Source organism: Kitasatospora sp. NPDC088351, assembly GCF_040685575.1.
GTDB lineage: Bacteria > Actinomycetota > Actinomycetes > Streptomycetales > Streptomycetaceae > Kitasatospora.
In genome coordinates this window covers 1-13,469 of sequence record NZ_JBFBIL010000005.1, presented here as the reverse complement: position 1 = coordinate 13,469, position 13,469 = coordinate 1, and the positions used below count along the sequence as shown (strand labels likewise).

Here is a 13,469-nt window from a genome sequence, read left to right as displayed (position 1 = left end):
GCCCCAAGCAATGATCAGGCACATCTCGAAGGAGTACGGCCGTGCAAGGACACCAGCAGGAGAAGTGGCGGAAGAGTAGCTACAGCAACAACGACGGCGGCGCCTGCATCGAGGTGGACGACACCCACCCGGGCCGGGTCCGGGACAGCAAGGACCCCGGCGGTCCCCGGCTGTGCTTCTCGCCGACGGGCTGGCAGGCCTTCGTCACCGCCGTCCGCACCGGCGAGTTCGACACCCTCTGATCACCCTTCCCGCGGCGCCGGGCGAGCGCGCGACGCTCGCCCCGCGCCGTGGAAACTCCCCTCGCCGTAACGGGGAGTAGCAGGGATCAGTTGCTGTACGGGCGGGTGATGATCTCCATACCGTGGCCGACCGGGTCGAGGAAGTACAGACCCCGGCCGCCGTGGTGGTGGTTGATCTCGCCGGGCTGCTTCAGGTGCGGGTCGGCGTAGTAGGTGAGGCCGTCCGCCTTGATCCGGGCGAAGGCGGCGTCGAACTCCTCGTCCGAGATGAGGAACGCGTAGTGCTGCGCGACGATCGACTCGGCCGGGACGGTCGCGAAGTCGAGGGTGACGCCGTTCTCGGTGGCCACCGGGATGAACGGCCCCCACTCGGCGCCGACCTCAAGGCCGAGGATCTTCGCCAGGAACTCGGCGGACTCCCGCTTGTCCTGGGCGTGAACGATGGTGTGATTCAACTGAACTGCCATGCGGAATGCCTCCATCAAGGCACTCACGGGCTACCTCCATGCCTCACCCAGCCGGTGACCGACACGCGATGCCGTACCTCCGATCCTAGGCCTCGATCCGCCGGCGGGCCAGCTCCCGGAGGTCGTCGGGAAGTGCTTCGGCGGTCAACAGGTCCGGCAGCAGGCCGGGTTCGAGGGTGAAGGCGCGGAAGGCGAGAGCGATCGTCACCCCGTGTGCGGGGCGGTGGACGATCTCCACCCGGTCGCCGCCGTGGAGGTCACCGGGCGTGACCACGCGGAGATAGGCACCGGGCACCGCGGCCCGGGTGAAGCGCTTGATCCAGCCGTCGCGCTCCAGCCAGCCCTGGAAGGTGCCGCACGGTACCCGCGGGCAGGACACCTCCAGGACGACGTCGGGTCCGATCCGCCAGCGCTCACCGATCAGGGCGCCGTTGACGTCCAGACCGGCGGTGGTGAGGTTCTCGCCGAAGACGCCGTTGCCCAGCGGGCGGCCCAACTCGGCCTCCCAGCCGTCGAGATCCTCGCGGGCGTAGGCGTAGACGGCCTGGTCGTCGCCACCGTGGTGTTTGACGTCGAAGACCTGGTCACCGGCCAGACCCACCCGGCCGGTGCCCTTCGGGCCGGGGGCGGAGACGGCCACCGGGCCGTCCACCGGCCGTTTGTCGATCCCCGTCGCGCCGACGCCGCTCTTCCACGGGTTCTGCCGGGGCCTGCCCACATTGACCGATAGCACCTTCATAGCCTTCGACGGTACGGCCTGACCCGTACGTCCGGCGAGCGGTTTCCGGTCCGTGCCAGACTTCCACCTCATGCGGACGATCATCGAGTCGATGGCCGGGAGGCTGGCCGGGGTGCCGGGTGTGGTCGGCGTCCTGCTGGGTGGCAGCCGGGCCCGTGGGGAGCACCGGCCGGAGTCGGACTGGGACCTCGGCGTCTACTACCGCGGCGAACCCGACCTCGGCGCTCTGCGGGCCCTGGCCGGCCCGGGCGTCGAGGTGGCCGGGCCGGGCGGCTGGGGGCCGTGGGTCAACGGCGGCGCCTGGCTGGAGGTGGACGGCGTGGCGGTGGACTGGATCCTGCGCGATCTGGACCGGGTCGAGCGGGTCTGGTCGGACTGCCGCGAGGGCCGCTACGAGGTGGGCGTACAGGCGGGGCACCCGCTCGGCTTCTGGTCGCCCTGCTACCCGGGCGAGCTGGCACTCGGACGGGTACTGGCCGATCCGACCGGCGAGTTGGCCAGAGCCAGGGCCACCATGGCGGAGTACCCGGAGCCACTGCGGGCGGCGCTGACGGCGGCCGTCTGGGAGGCGGAGTTCCTGGTCGTCTCGGCCGCCAAGGGGGCCGCCCGGGCCGACACGCTGTACGTCTCGCTCTGCCTCTCCCGGGCCGTCGGCATCCTGGTCCAGGCGCTGCACGCCGACGCCCGCCGCTGGTGCCTGAACGAGAAGGGCGCGCTGGCCGTCGCCACGGCCCTCCCCGGCGCCCCGCCCGGCTTCGGGCCCCGTGCCCACCAGCTGCTCGCGGCTCCGGGCGCCGGCCCCGAGGAGCTGACCGCCACCGTCGCCGGGGCCCGCACCCTGGTCGCGGACACCATCGCCGCCCTGCGGGCCCGGGAGACGCCTCAGGCCCGGGAGACGCCTCAGGCCCGGGAGACGCCTCAGGACCAGGAGACGGCTCAGGACCAGGAGACGCCTCAGGCCCGGCCGAGGAGCTGACTGCCGGGGGTGGAGGCGGCGCGGGCGGTGAAGAACTCGGTGAAGCCGCGGAGGAACTCCTCCTCGGTGATGCGGCCGTCCCCGTCCACGTCCAACTGGCGGAATCCGTGCGAGAGTTCCGCCGGGTGGACGCGGTGGCCGCCGAACACGGCACGGTACTCGTCGGCGTCCAGGTAGCCGCTGCCGTCGGTGTCGGCGGCGGTGAAGACGGCGCGCAGCGCGGGGAGCAGCCCGCCTTCGAGGTAGCCGGGATCGCGGTCGCAGCCGGCGAGGGTGGCGGCGACGAACTCGTCCTTGCTGACCCGGCCGTCGCCGTTGGCGTCCATGGCCGCGCGGAGCTGCTCCCACCAGGCGTCGAAGGCGGCGTACACCGCGGCCTCCGCCGCCTCGGTGAGCTCCAGCTGCCAGCAGACGTTGTGCGCCATGGCCTGGAGGTCGCGGGCGGTGACGAAGCCGTCGCCGGTCTGGTCGAGGACTTCGCGGAAGAACTGGTCCAGCCGGGGCCGGCGGGCGTCCCGCCGGGGCGGACGACCGCGCTGGGCGGGGATCCGCGGCCCCTGGGTACGGTACCGGCGGCGGTCGGGCAGCCGGGTCATCAGCGCACGGCCGCCCCGGTGCAGCAGCCAGGAGAGGGCGGCCGCGCGGCGGGTGCGGACCAGACCGAAGCGCTCGCGGTAGGCGGGCGGCAGGTCGGCGACGGTCAGGCTGGTGAGCACCGCGGCCACCACCGCCCGCAGCACCTTCCAGCCGGCCGCCCCGAGGAACCGCAGCCGGCGCGGACGGGGCGCCTCGCGCAGGATGTCGTACAGCAGGTAGCGCACCGACTCGCCGAACTCCAGTTGCTCGCGCACCATCCGGTCGACGTAGCCGGGCAGTTCGGCGGCGGTGGCCGGCAGCGCGTAGGCCGGGAGGCCGAAGGCCTTGACGACCTCCCCGAACTCCTCGTACGCCCGCTGGAGTTCGCCCGCCGGGTACGGGTCGCCGCTCAACTCGCGCATGGTGACGACGGCTTCGAAGAGGGTGAGGAGCACCCAGGCCCGGGTGTCCTGGTCCTCGGCGTCGTACCGGCGGCCGTCCGGGGCGGTACCGCGGATCCGCCGGTGGGCGCGGTCGAGGCGCTCGATCTCGCGGCGCAGGCTCTCCGCGTCGGCGTAGAAGAGCCGTTGGCCGCTGCCCATGGTGTGCTCGATCCGCCGCCAGGGGTGGGCGCGGTAGGTGGAGTGCTCGGCCATGCCGGCGCCGACCACGGGGTGGGACGCCTGCAGGACCAGCAGCCGCCACGCGACGAGGATGATCCGCCACTCGCTGAGGTCGCGCCGGAAGGACGCGTCGGGCCTGGCCATCTCGGTACCCCCGGGGTGCTGCGGATCTTCCTCGTCGCGGGCGGTCTTCCCTTCGGTCCCGGCAGGAAACTCCCATGGGATTAAAGGTATTTGCAGACGAACACCCGTTCCGGGTCACCGCCGGGCGAGCGCCCCCAGCTCCGCCAGGTCGTCCGCCCCGAACCGCAGCGACGCCGCCGCGACGTTCTCCTCCAGGTGGGCGGGCGAGGAGGTGCCGGGGATGGCCAGGATCGCCGGGGAGACGGCGAGCAGCCAGGCCAGCATGACCTGGGCGGGCGTGGCCCCGTGGCGCTCGGCGACCCGCCGGAGCCCCGGATCGGCGGGCACCCCGGAGCCGCCGAGCGGGAAGAAGGGCACGAAGGCGATGCCCCGTTCCGCGCAGGCGGCCAGCAGGGCCGCGTCCTCCGCGCTGTGCTCCAGCACGCTGAAACGGTTCTGCACGGCCACCACCGGAGCGATCTCCAGCGCCTCGGCGAGGTGGTCCGCGCGAACGTTGCTGAGGCCGAGATGGCGGATCAGCCCCTCCTCGCGCAGCTCGGCCAGCACGGCGAAGCGATCCGCGATCGACGCGGTCTGGCTGGGCATCCGGCGCAGATAGACCAGGTCGAGCCGGTCCACCCCGAGCTCGCGCAGATTGCGGTGGACGGCCGCGCGCAGCTCCGCCGGACCGGCCGGGTCCATCCAGCCGCCGTCCGGCTCACGGCCCGGGCCGACCTTGGTGGCGATCACCAGCTCGTCCCGGTACGGGTGCAGGGCGGCGCGGATCAGGGCGTTCGCCGAGACGTCCCGGTGGAAGTAGAACCAGGCCGTGTCGATGTGGTCGACGCCGAGTTCGACCGCGCGGCGCAGGACGGCACGGCTCTGCTCCGGGTCGCAGGCCGGGCCGTCCCAGTCCCGGGCGGGGAGCTTCATCGCGCCGAAGCCCATCCGGGACACCGGCAGGTCGCCGCCGAGTCGAAGGGAGCCGGCGGTGGAGGCGTGGGGTGTGGTCGTCATACCCATCACCCTCCGCCGCCCTCGCCACTCCCCCGTCCGATCTGGCAGGTTGCTGCCATGAACACCGACCGGATCATCACCCTGCACGGCGAGCGGGAACTCGTCCAGCGGGCCGGCCACCTCTTCGTCGGCTCGCGCGAGGAGTTCCTGGTCGCGGCCACCGACCTGGTGACGTGGTCGGCCGGGGTCAACGCCGCCTTCGCCGAGGGCAAGCGGCCGCACGTCGTCCCCGGCCTCACCATGCGCAAGCTCTACACCCGGCGCGCGCTGGCCGACCCGGAGTCGCTGCGGCGCCTGCGGCGGATCGCCGCCTCCGGCATCGAGGTCCGGATCAGCGACGGACCGCTGTCCCGCGAAGCGATCATCATCGACCGGCGCACCGCCATCCTGGCCGGCGCCCCGGTGCGCGGCGTGCGGGCGTACACCGTGGTGCACTCACCGGAGGTGGTCGACGGGGTGCGCTCGCTGTTCCGCGCCAGCTGGGAGACCGCCACCGACCTCGCCGACTGCGCCTGCCCGCCGCACCTCACCGGGCAGGCCCGGCAGATCCTGCGCACCCTGGCCGCCGGTCACACCGACGAGACCGGCGCCCGGCTGCTCGGCGTCTCGCTGCGCACCTACCGCCGCCGGGTGGCCGAGCTGATGACGGCGCTCGGCGCCACCTCCCGCTTCCAGGCCGGTCTTCGGGCCCGGGAGTACGGCCCGGACGCCGGTCACTGACCTCATCGGCCGGCCGGGGCCGCCGAATTGACGAGACGGCAGGCCGTGGACGGCGAAAGGTCACCGCTGGTGCGGCAGTTCCACCCGGAAGGTGGCGCCGGCACCGGGGGTGGTGTGCAGGGTGAGGGTGCCGCCGTGGGCGTGGGTGAGCGCGGTGGCGATGGCCAGGCCGAGGCCGGCGCCGCCGCCGTCCTGGCGGCTGCGGGAGGCGTCGACCCGGTAGAAGCGGTGGAAGACCCGGACGGCCTGCTCCTCGGTGAGGCCCGGGCCGGAGTCGGCGACCTCCAGCAGACAGAGGCCCGCGTCGGTGCCCACGCCGATCCGCACCGGGGTACCGGGCGGGGTGTGCTTCACGGCGTTGCCGACCAGGTTGGTGACCACCTGCCGGAGCCTGGCCTCGTCGCCGAGGACGGGCGCGGGGCCCGGCGCGCCGACACCGGCCAGGCCGGTGAGCGCCACCGGGCGGGTCGGGTCCAGGGCGGTGAGATCGTGCAGGGCGTCCGCCGCGAGGGTGCGCAGGTCCATCGGGGCGAGGTCGAGCGGGCGCTCCTCGTCCAGCCTGGCGAGCACCAGCAGGTCCTCGACCAGGGTGCCCATCCGGACGGCCTCGTTCTCGATCCGGCTCATCGTCCGCTTGACGTCGGCCTCGGTCGGCAGCGCGCCCATCCGGTACAGCTCGGCGAAGCCGCGGATGCCGGCCAGCGGGGTGCGCAGTTCGTGCGAGGCGTCGGCGACGAACCGCCGCATCCGGGCCTCGGATTCGGCACGGGCGGCGAACGCGGCCTCGATCTGGGTGAGCATGCCGTTGAGGGCGATGGAGAGCCGGCCGACCTCGGTGCCCGGGGAGAGCTCCGGCATCCGGTGCGAGAGCCCGCCGGAGGCGATCCGCTCGGCGCCCTCCTCGATCCGCTCCAGCGGCCGCAGCCCGGCCCGGACGGCGAAGAAGCCGAGCCCGGCGATCAGCATCAGCACCGCGCCGCCGATCGCCAGGAAGGACGTGCGCAGCTTGGCGACGGTGGCGTCGATGTCCTCCCGGGACACGGCGACCATCAGATACGCGGGGGTGGGCGCGGGTGCGGCGAAGACGCTGGCGGGGGCCGGCTGGCGCTGGAGCGGCAGGACCACGGCCCGCCAGGTGCGGTGGCCGCGCTGGTCGGGCAGGTCGAAGGGGGAGTCCGGGTCGGTGTCGGCGGGGTCGAGGCCTCCCAGTTGCGGCGCCGGGTCGGTGTCGGAGACGGGCTGGCGGACGACCTGCTGCACCTTGCCGTCCACCGAGAGGTACTGGACGAGGTACTGGCTGGGCAGCGCGGCCAGGTACTGGGTGGTCCGCTTGCCGCCGACCGCCGACTGCTTGGCGTCGGGCCAGGTGAGCCGGCTGGGCGAGCGGTGCGAGAGCGGTTCACCGAAGCGCTGCAGCTGCTCGTCCAGCCGTTCCACCAGCTGCACCCGGACGGTGCCGAGCACGACGGTGTCGCTGACCGCGAGCCCGGTGGTGACCAGGGCGAGCGCGAGCACGAGCAGCCGGGCGCGCAGCGAGAGCCGGGTGAGCACGGGCGGCGGTCAGTTCTGCGGGGGCCGGCGCAGCGCGTAGCCGATGCCGCGCACGGTGTGGATCAGCTTGGGGCCGTGCGCCGGGCCGGAGTCGAGCTTGCGGCGCAGGTAGGAGATGTACGACTCGACGATGGAGAGGTCGCCGCCGAAGTCGTAGGCCCAGACGTGGTCGAGGATCTGCGCCTTGGAGACCACCCGGCCGACGTTGGCCATCAGGTAGTGCAGCAGCTTGAACTCGGTCGGCGAGAGCGAGACCGGGGAGCCGCCGCGGGTGACCTCGTGGGCGACCGGGTCGAGGGTGAGGTCGGCGACGATCAGCCGGCCGTCCTCGGCGGGGCCGCCGGCCCGGCGCAGGATCGCCCGGATCCGGGCGATCAGCTCCTCCAGGCTGAACGGCTTGGTGACGTAGTCGTCCGCGCCGACGGCGAGACCCTGGACCTTGTCACCGACGCCGTCCTTGGCGGTGAGGAAGAGCACCGGCAGGTGGTCGCCGGGGTGGCCGTGGCCGGGGCCGGCGAGCTGGCCCCGGCTGGTCTGCTCGCGCAGCCGCTCGACCACCGTGAAGCCGTCGAGGTCGGGGAGCATCACGTCGAGGACGACGAGATCGGGGCGTTCGGCGGCGATCAGGGCGAGCGCCTCGGTGCCGCTGGCGGCGGAGGCGACCCGGAAGCCGGAGAAGCGCAGGGAGGCGGAGAGCAGCTCGCGGATGTTGGGTTCGTCGTCGACGACGAGGAGGAACGCCTCGCCAGGGCCGCCGGCCACCGCCGAGCTGCCTGGTGTGGACACAGTGCCTTGCACGGGGGTTCCGCCTCCCGGTCGCACGATGGCGTTCAGCTTGAGGCTAGCCCGGGGAGGCTATGCGCCATCGATGAATGTTGGATTAACACCTTATCGGGCGGATTTGGGCCGCCAAGCCCGCCGGGTGCGGCTGGATGGTGTGCGCACGGGCCCTGACGTGCGAAGGCGCGGTCCGGTCGCCGGAGGAATTTCGACCGGACCGCGCCGACGTCCGCAGGCTGCGGGGTCAGCCTTTGGACCCCTCCTCCCTACCCGTTGGTGGCGGGCGAGGAGGGAGCAGTGCGGTTGCCACCGCCGAAGCCGCCGAAGCCGCCGGAGCCACCGAAGCCGCCCGCCCCGGCGCCGGCCGCGCCCTCGACGAGCTGGGTGGCGTGGTAGCCGCCGTCGGCGTCCGGGGTGCCGACCACCGTCACGCTCTGGCCGGGCTGCAGGTCGGCGACCTTGCCCTCCTTGTTGAGCTGCACCTTGGTGGTGTCGCCGGTGGTCACCTTGACGGTGTTGCCGTTGGCGTCGGTGAGGTAGACGGTGGAGCCGTCCACCGCCTTGACCGTGCCGCGGGTGAAGCCGCCCTGACCGCCGCCCTGACCGCCCTGGCCCTGGCCGTTCTGCCCGGCCTGGCCCTGGCCGTTCTGGCCGCCGCGGCGCGAACCGTTCTGCCCGTAGCCCCCGGACGCCGCCGCCCGGGGCTGCTGCCCGCCCGCCGCGACCGTCTTCCCGCCGGACGAACCGTGGTTCTGCTGGTACCAGACGCCGCCCGCGAACGCGGCCGTGGCGATCACCCCGCCCGCCAGCGCCAGCGTCACCCAGGGCAGCCGGCGGCGCGGGGGCGCGGCCAGCTCGGCGGTGATGTCACGGGCGTCCGGCGGGGTGGAGAGCAGGACGACCTGCTCGGCCGGGGTGGCCGGGGTAGCGGGATTGACCGGGGTGATCTCGTTGCTCATGGGTGTCACGTCCTACTCGTCCTACTCGTCCTACTCGTGCCGGAGGGCGTCGATGGGGCGCAGGGAGGCGGCCCGGTTGGCGGGATAGCTGCCGAAGAACAGCCCGATGGCGACGGCGATGCCGAAGGCGCCGAGGACCGACTCGGGGATCACCACCGGCTTGATGCCGACGATGCTGAAACGCGAGCCCACGATGCCGACCGCCACCCCGAGCCCCGCGCCGAGCACCGACAGCAGGGTCGACTCGGTCAGGAACTGCCCCAGGATCACCCCGCGCGGAGCGCCGAGCGCCTTGCGGATGCCGATCTCCCTGGTCCGCTCGGTGACGGTGACCAGCATGATGTTGGTGATGCCGATCCCGCCGACCAGCAGCGAGATCGCCGCGACCGCGCCGAGCAGCACGGTGAAGGTCCTGGTGGTGCTCTCCCGGGCGGTGAGCAGCGAGGCCTGGTTGCTGATCCGGAAGTCCGCCTTGGCGGGGTCGGCGATCGCGTGGGTGCCGAGCAGCACCCGGGTGATCTCCGCCTGGGCCTCGGCGGTGGTCTCCGCCGAGGTGGCCTGCACCAGGATCTGGTTGACCGAGCCGAAGCCGGTGAACGCGTTCTGCACGGTCGGCAGCGGCGCGATCACCACGTCGTCCGGGTCGGTGAAGCCGGTGCCGCCCTTGGCCTGGAGCACGCCGACCACGGTGAGCGGTGTGCCGCCCACGGTGATCTGCCTGCCCACCGGGTCCGCGGTGTCGAACAGCTGCTTGGCGGTGGTGGCGCCGAGCACCGCGACCTTGCGCGAGTTGAGCACGTCGTCGTTCGAGAAGTAGTCGCCGTGCCCGATCTTCTGGTTGGCGGTCTCGAAGTACGCGGGGTAGGTGCCGACGATCGAGCCGGGGCTGTACGAGATGTCCCCGTACAGCGCGGTACCGCTGGTGGTCACCACCGGCGCGACGGACTTGATCGCGGCGGCGTCCGCGCCGCTCGCCAGCGCCTGGGCGTCGGCGACCGTGAGCTTCTTCGCGGCGGTCGCGCCGCGCGAGCCACCGAAGGACGAACCGGAGCTGACCGTCAGGGAGTTGGTGCCGAGCGAGGTGATCGACTCCTTCACCGCCACCGACGAGCCGTTGCCGACCGCGAGCAGCAGGATCACCGAGGCGACGCCGATCAGCACGCCGAGCATGGTCAGGGCGGAACGCACCTTGTTGGCGGCCAGACCGCCGACCGCGAAGCGGATCATCTGCCAGAGGATCACGCGAGCACCCCCTGGCGGCCGGCGGCGCCGCGCAGCGCGGGCGGCGGCCCGGCCACCGGGGCCTGCCGGACGTCGCTGACGATCGCGCCGTCCACCAGCCGGAGCACCCGCTTGGCGTGGCGCGCGACCTCGTCCTCGTGGGTGATCAGCACCACCGTACGGCCGGTGGCGTTGAGGCCGTCGATGATGCCCAGCACCTCCTCGGTGGAGCGGCTGTCCAGGTTGCCGGTGGGCTCGTCCGCGAGCAGCATCGCGGGCGCGGTGACCAGGGCGCGGGCCACCGCGACCCGCTGCTGCTGGCCGCCGGAGAGCTCGTTGGGCCGGTGGCCGGACCGCTCGGCCAGGCCGACCAGGGAGAGCGCGGCCAGCGCCCGGCGACGACGCTCCGCGGCCCGTACGCCCGCGTAGGCGAGCGGCAGTTCGACCTGGGCGAGGGCGGTGGTGCGGGGCACCAGGTTGAAGGACTGGAAGATGAAGCCGATCTTGCGGTTGCGGACCAGCGAGAGCTGCCCCTCATCCAGGTGGCCGACGTCGATGCCGTCCAGCAGATAGCGGCCGGCGGTGGGGACGTCCAGGCAGCCGAGGATGTTCATCAGGGTGGACTTGCCCGAGCCCGAACTGCCCATCACCGCGACGAAGTCGCCCTGGTCGATGGAGAGGCTGACGCCCAGCGGTTCACCGGTGACCGGGTCGGCCGGGCCGCGCAGCGCGTGCACGGTGGCGTCGCCGTGGCCGTACGCCTTGGTGACCCGGCGGATCTGGATCACGGGGGGCGGCGCGGAGGATGCCTGACGCTCCATCAGCGACTACCGCCCCGGCCCGCGCCGCCGCCACTGCCGCCCGCGCCGCCGACCCCGGCCACGCCCGCCGCACCGCCGGTCCCGCCCGCCCCGCCGCGGCCGCCCTGGCCGCCGTTCAGGCCCGGGAAGGAGCCGTTCGGGAAGCCGTTGCCCCCGCTGGTGGAGGCGAGTTCGACCTTGTCGCCCTCCTTGAGCCCGGAGACCACCTGCACCGTGGTGTCGCCCTCGACGCCCACCTCGACACTGACCCGCTCGGTGGAGCCGTCCGGGTGGACGACGGTGGCCGTCCGGCTGGTGCCGGTACCGGCCAGCGCGGCGGTCGGCAGCGAGAGCGCGCTGTCCGCCTCACCGGTGATCACCGAGACGGTCGCACTGAGACCGGTGCGCAGCTTGCTGGTGTCACCGCCGATCTGCAGCGTCGCCGCGTACTGGACGGCCGTCGAACCGCCGGTGCCGCCACCGCCGCTGGGCAGCGAACTGACCGACAGCACCGTTGCGTTGAGCTTGGTGTCGGACTGCGCGTTCAGGGTGACGGTGGCCGCCTCGCCCTTCTTCAGTTTGAGCGAGTCCAGCTCGGAGAAGTTGGCGGTGACCTGCATCCCGGTCGGGTTGGTCAGCACGATGAATCCGCTCGGGGTGCCCGAACCCGTGCTTGTGCTGCCGGACTTCGCCGTCGTGGAGCCGCTGCCGGTACCGCCGGAGGTGCCGCCCGGGGCACCGCCGCCGACGGTGTCGCCGACCTTGCCGGAGACGGAGGCGACCGTGCCGTCCACCGAGGCGGTGAGCGTCGTCCCGGCCAGCGCCGCCTGGGCGTTGGCGAGGTTGGTCTGCGCGGTGGCGACCTGCTGCTGGGCCTGGGCCACGGCGGCGTCGTCGACCTTGGTGGTGGTGATCGTGGTGGTCTGCGGGGCGGGCGTACTGCTCCCGCCCGCCCCGCGTTCCCCACCGCCGCCGGAGCCGCCCGTGCCGCCGGATCCTCCGGTGCCACCGGAACCGCCCGAGCCGGACGAGTTGGCGGTGCCGGGGATCTGCTGGGTGGTCGTGGTCGTGACGCCGGCCTGCGCCTTGGTGAGGTTGGCGCTGGCCGTGGTGAGCGCCGCCTGTGCCGCGTCCACCTGCTGCTGGGCCGCCGTGGTGTCGACGGTGGCGAGCACCTGCCCCTTGGTCACGGTGTCCCCCACCGCCACCTTGACGGCGGTGAGCCGCCCGCCGGTGGTGAAGTCCTGGGCCGCGTCGGTGGGCGAGGCCAGGGTGCCGGTTCCGGACACGGTGGCCAGGACCGTGCCCTTGGCCACGGTCGCCGTCCGGACCTGGGCCTTGCCGGCCGCCACGCCGGTACCGCTGTCCAGGGTGGTGTACACCAGGGCGGCGCCGCCCAGCAGGGCCACGCCGAGCGCGGAATTGACGAGGACGGCACCACGCCGTCGCGGGAGCACCTTCATGCCGCACAGCTTCGCGGCGCGCTCTTGCGGCACCCTGGACGCCGCCTGGGAGAAGGCTGACCGGCCGAATCCGGGCATTCCGGCACGGGTCGCCCGGCCCGAGCCCTCGGCTTGGCCGTCGCCCGGTCATTCGTTGGCCGAACCCCCAGCAGCCTCCCAGCCACCCCCAGCCATCCGGGAGCCCGGTGCCACCCGGGCGGGGGTCCGCCCGCCGTACGGAGGTCCGGGGCCCGCGTAATTCACGGCGCGGTACGGCAGCGCCGGCCTATCCTGCCTGCCGTGACCGACTGGACCATGATCGAATCCGACGACTGTGCCGTACCCGCCGACCGCCCCCTGGAAGAACTGGTGCGAGAACTCTCCGCCGCCCTGGGGGATCCCGATCCGGCGGTCCGGGACGGAGCGCCCTACTCCGTCCTCGCGACCTGGATAGCCCGCGGGGTGATCGACGCCCCCCGGCGGCTGGCGCTGGGCGACGAGATGGCCGCCCGCCTCCAGGACCGGGAGATCCAGGCCCGCACGTTCGCCCCCCTCGTGCTCGACATGCTCGTGGAGAAGGGGGACTTCAGGGCCGGCTGGGTGGACGCGTTCGAGCGGTGGTACCCGGCGGAGACGGATCTGCGCGGCTACGACGAGAAGCTCGGCTGGCTTCATGCCGTCGCGCACGGCGCGGACCTGCTGGACCGGTTCGGGCGCCACCCCGAGGTGGATCCGGTGCGGATGCTGCACCTCGCCGCCACGCGGCTGACGACGCCCACCGACCACGTGCTCGACCAGCTGGAGGACGACCGGCTGGCGAGGGCGGTCGCCCGTGTTCTCACCCGGCCCGACCTGAGCGAGCGCGACGCGACCACATGGCTGGACCCGATCGGGGCCTGCTTCGGAGCCGACCGCCTCAGTACCCCGGTTCCCGCCCACCTCACCAACTGCCTGCGCACGCTGCGCCTGCTCTATGTCCTCGCGGACCGGGGCGTGCGAGCGCCGGGCACCGAGTCGGCACCGGAAGCGCTCCGCCACCGTGCGGCGGTCAAGGAACGCATCGCCGCCGTCCTCGATCTGATCGTCAAACGATAGGCGCGGAGCTCGGGCGGGTCCGGCCGCGGGCCGCGGCCGGCAACGAAAACGGAGTGGGAGGTCGGCCCGGCCGACCACCCACACCCCAGCCCGAACGGCCCTACAGCCGAAAGGACAAGCGGGGGGTGGGGAAAAAGG

At 73.2% G+C, this 13,469-nt stretch carries 14 protein-coding genes; 4 read left to right on the top strand and 10 right to left on the bottom strand.

The features are described 5' to 3' along the window. Window positions 1-41 precede the first annotated feature (41 nt). Window positions 42-242, top strand: a complete 201-nt coding sequence (locus tag AB0P06_RS05160; protein ID WP_363605191.1) for a DUF397 domain-containing protein — start codon at window positions 42-44, stop codon at window positions 240-242. A gap of 86 nt (window positions 243-328) precedes the next feature. Here AB0P06_RS05160 and AB0P06_RS05155 read toward each other — a convergent pair whose 3' ends face one another. After that, window positions 329-709, bottom strand: coding sequence for a VOC family protein (locus AB0P06_RS05155; RefSeq protein ID WP_363605189.1), 381 nt, complete (start codon window positions 707-709; stop codon window positions 329-331). Window positions 710-794: 85 nt separating this feature from the next. Further along, the gene (locus AB0P06_RS05150; RefSeq protein WP_363605187.1) at window positions 795-1,448 is read right to left on the bottom strand and encodes an MOSC domain-containing protein; all 654 of its coding nucleotides are present in this window, start codon (window positions 1,446-1,448) and stop codon (window positions 795-797) included. A gap of 70 nt (window positions 1,449-1,518) precedes the next feature. Between AB0P06_RS05150 and AB0P06_RS05145 the strand changes: the two genes are divergently transcribed. Continuing rightward, a complete protein-coding gene (locus AB0P06_RS05145; RefSeq protein ID WP_363605185.1) occupies window positions 1,519-2,424 on the top strand; it encodes a nucleotidyltransferase domain-containing protein in 906 nt (301 codons plus the stop codon). Here the strand turns inward: AB0P06_RS05145 and AB0P06_RS05140 are convergent. Further along, the gene (locus AB0P06_RS05140; RefSeq protein ID WP_363605183.1) at window positions 2,403-3,767 is read right to left on the bottom strand and encodes an oxygenase MpaB family protein; all 1,365 of its coding nucleotides are present in this window, start codon (window positions 3,765-3,767) and stop codon (window positions 2,403-2,405) included. The two genes, AB0P06_RS05145 and AB0P06_RS05140, sit on opposite strands and share 22 nt — an antisense overlap. A gap of 114 nt (window positions 3,768-3,881) precedes the next feature. Further along, complete coding sequence (locus AB0P06_RS05135; protein ID WP_363605181.1) at window positions 3,882-4,763, bottom strand: oxidoreductase; 882 nt, start codon at window positions 4,761-4,763, stop codon at window positions 3,882-3,884. Window positions 4,764-4,820: 57 nt separating this feature from the next. Between AB0P06_RS05135 and AB0P06_RS05130 the strand changes: the two genes are divergently transcribed. Then, window positions 4,821-5,483, top strand: coding sequence for a helix-turn-helix transcriptional regulator (locus AB0P06_RS05130; protein ID WP_363605180.1), 663 nt, complete (start codon window positions 4,821-4,823; stop codon window positions 5,481-5,483). A 60-nt stretch (window positions 5,484-5,543) separates the two neighbouring features. Here AB0P06_RS05130 and AB0P06_RS05125 read toward each other — a convergent pair whose 3' ends face one another. The 6 genes from AB0P06_RS05125 to AB0P06_RS05100 all read right to left on the bottom strand — a co-directional run bounded on the left by AB0P06_RS05125 (window position 5,544) and on the right by AB0P06_RS05100 (window position 12,257). Beyond that, window positions 5,544-7,034 (bottom strand): HAMP domain-containing sensor histidine kinase, encoded by a 1,491-nt coding sequence (locus AB0P06_RS05125; protein WP_363605179.1) that lies wholly within the window; start codon window positions 7,032-7,034, stop codon window positions 5,544-5,546. Window positions 7,035-7,043: 9 nt separating this feature from the next. Continuing rightward, window positions 7,044-7,796 carry a response regulator transcription factor gene (locus tag AB0P06_RS05120; protein ID WP_363605483.1) on the bottom strand — a complete coding sequence of 251 codons (753 nt, stop codon included), beginning with the start codon at window positions 7,794-7,796 and terminating at the stop codon, window positions 7,044-7,046. 284 nt (window positions 7,797-8,080) lie between these two features. Continuing rightward, window positions 8,081-8,773, bottom strand: coding sequence for a DUF5666 domain-containing protein (locus AB0P06_RS05115; protein WP_363605178.1), 693 nt, complete (start codon window positions 8,771-8,773; stop codon window positions 8,081-8,083). Window positions 8,774-8,803: 30 nt separating this feature from the next. Further along, entirely contained in the window at window positions 8,804-10,015 is a 1,212-nt protein-coding gene (locus AB0P06_RS05110; protein WP_363605177.1) for an ABC transporter permease, read from the bottom strand. Continuing rightward, window positions 10,012-10,815, bottom strand: coding sequence for an ABC transporter ATP-binding protein (locus AB0P06_RS05105; protein ID WP_363605175.1), 804 nt, complete (start codon window positions 10,813-10,815; stop codon window positions 10,012-10,014). Before AB0P06_RS05105 ends, AB0P06_RS05110 begins: the two co-directional genes overlap by 4 nt. Then, complete coding sequence (locus AB0P06_RS05100; RefSeq protein WP_363605174.1) at window positions 10,815-12,257, bottom strand: biotin/lipoyl-binding protein; 1,443 nt, start codon at window positions 12,255-12,257, stop codon at window positions 10,815-10,817. The genes AB0P06_RS05105 and AB0P06_RS05100 overlap by 1 nt, the downstream gene beginning before the upstream one ends. A 279-nt stretch (window positions 12,258-12,536) precedes the next feature. Between AB0P06_RS05100 and AB0P06_RS05095 the strand changes: the two genes are divergently transcribed. Next, window positions 12,537-13,331: a DUF2785 domain-containing protein gene (locus AB0P06_RS05095; RefSeq protein WP_363605173.1), complete on the top strand. Its 795-nt coding sequence runs from the start codon at window positions 12,537-12,539 to the stop codon at window positions 13,329-13,331. Window positions 13,332-13,469 lie beyond the last annotated feature (138 nt).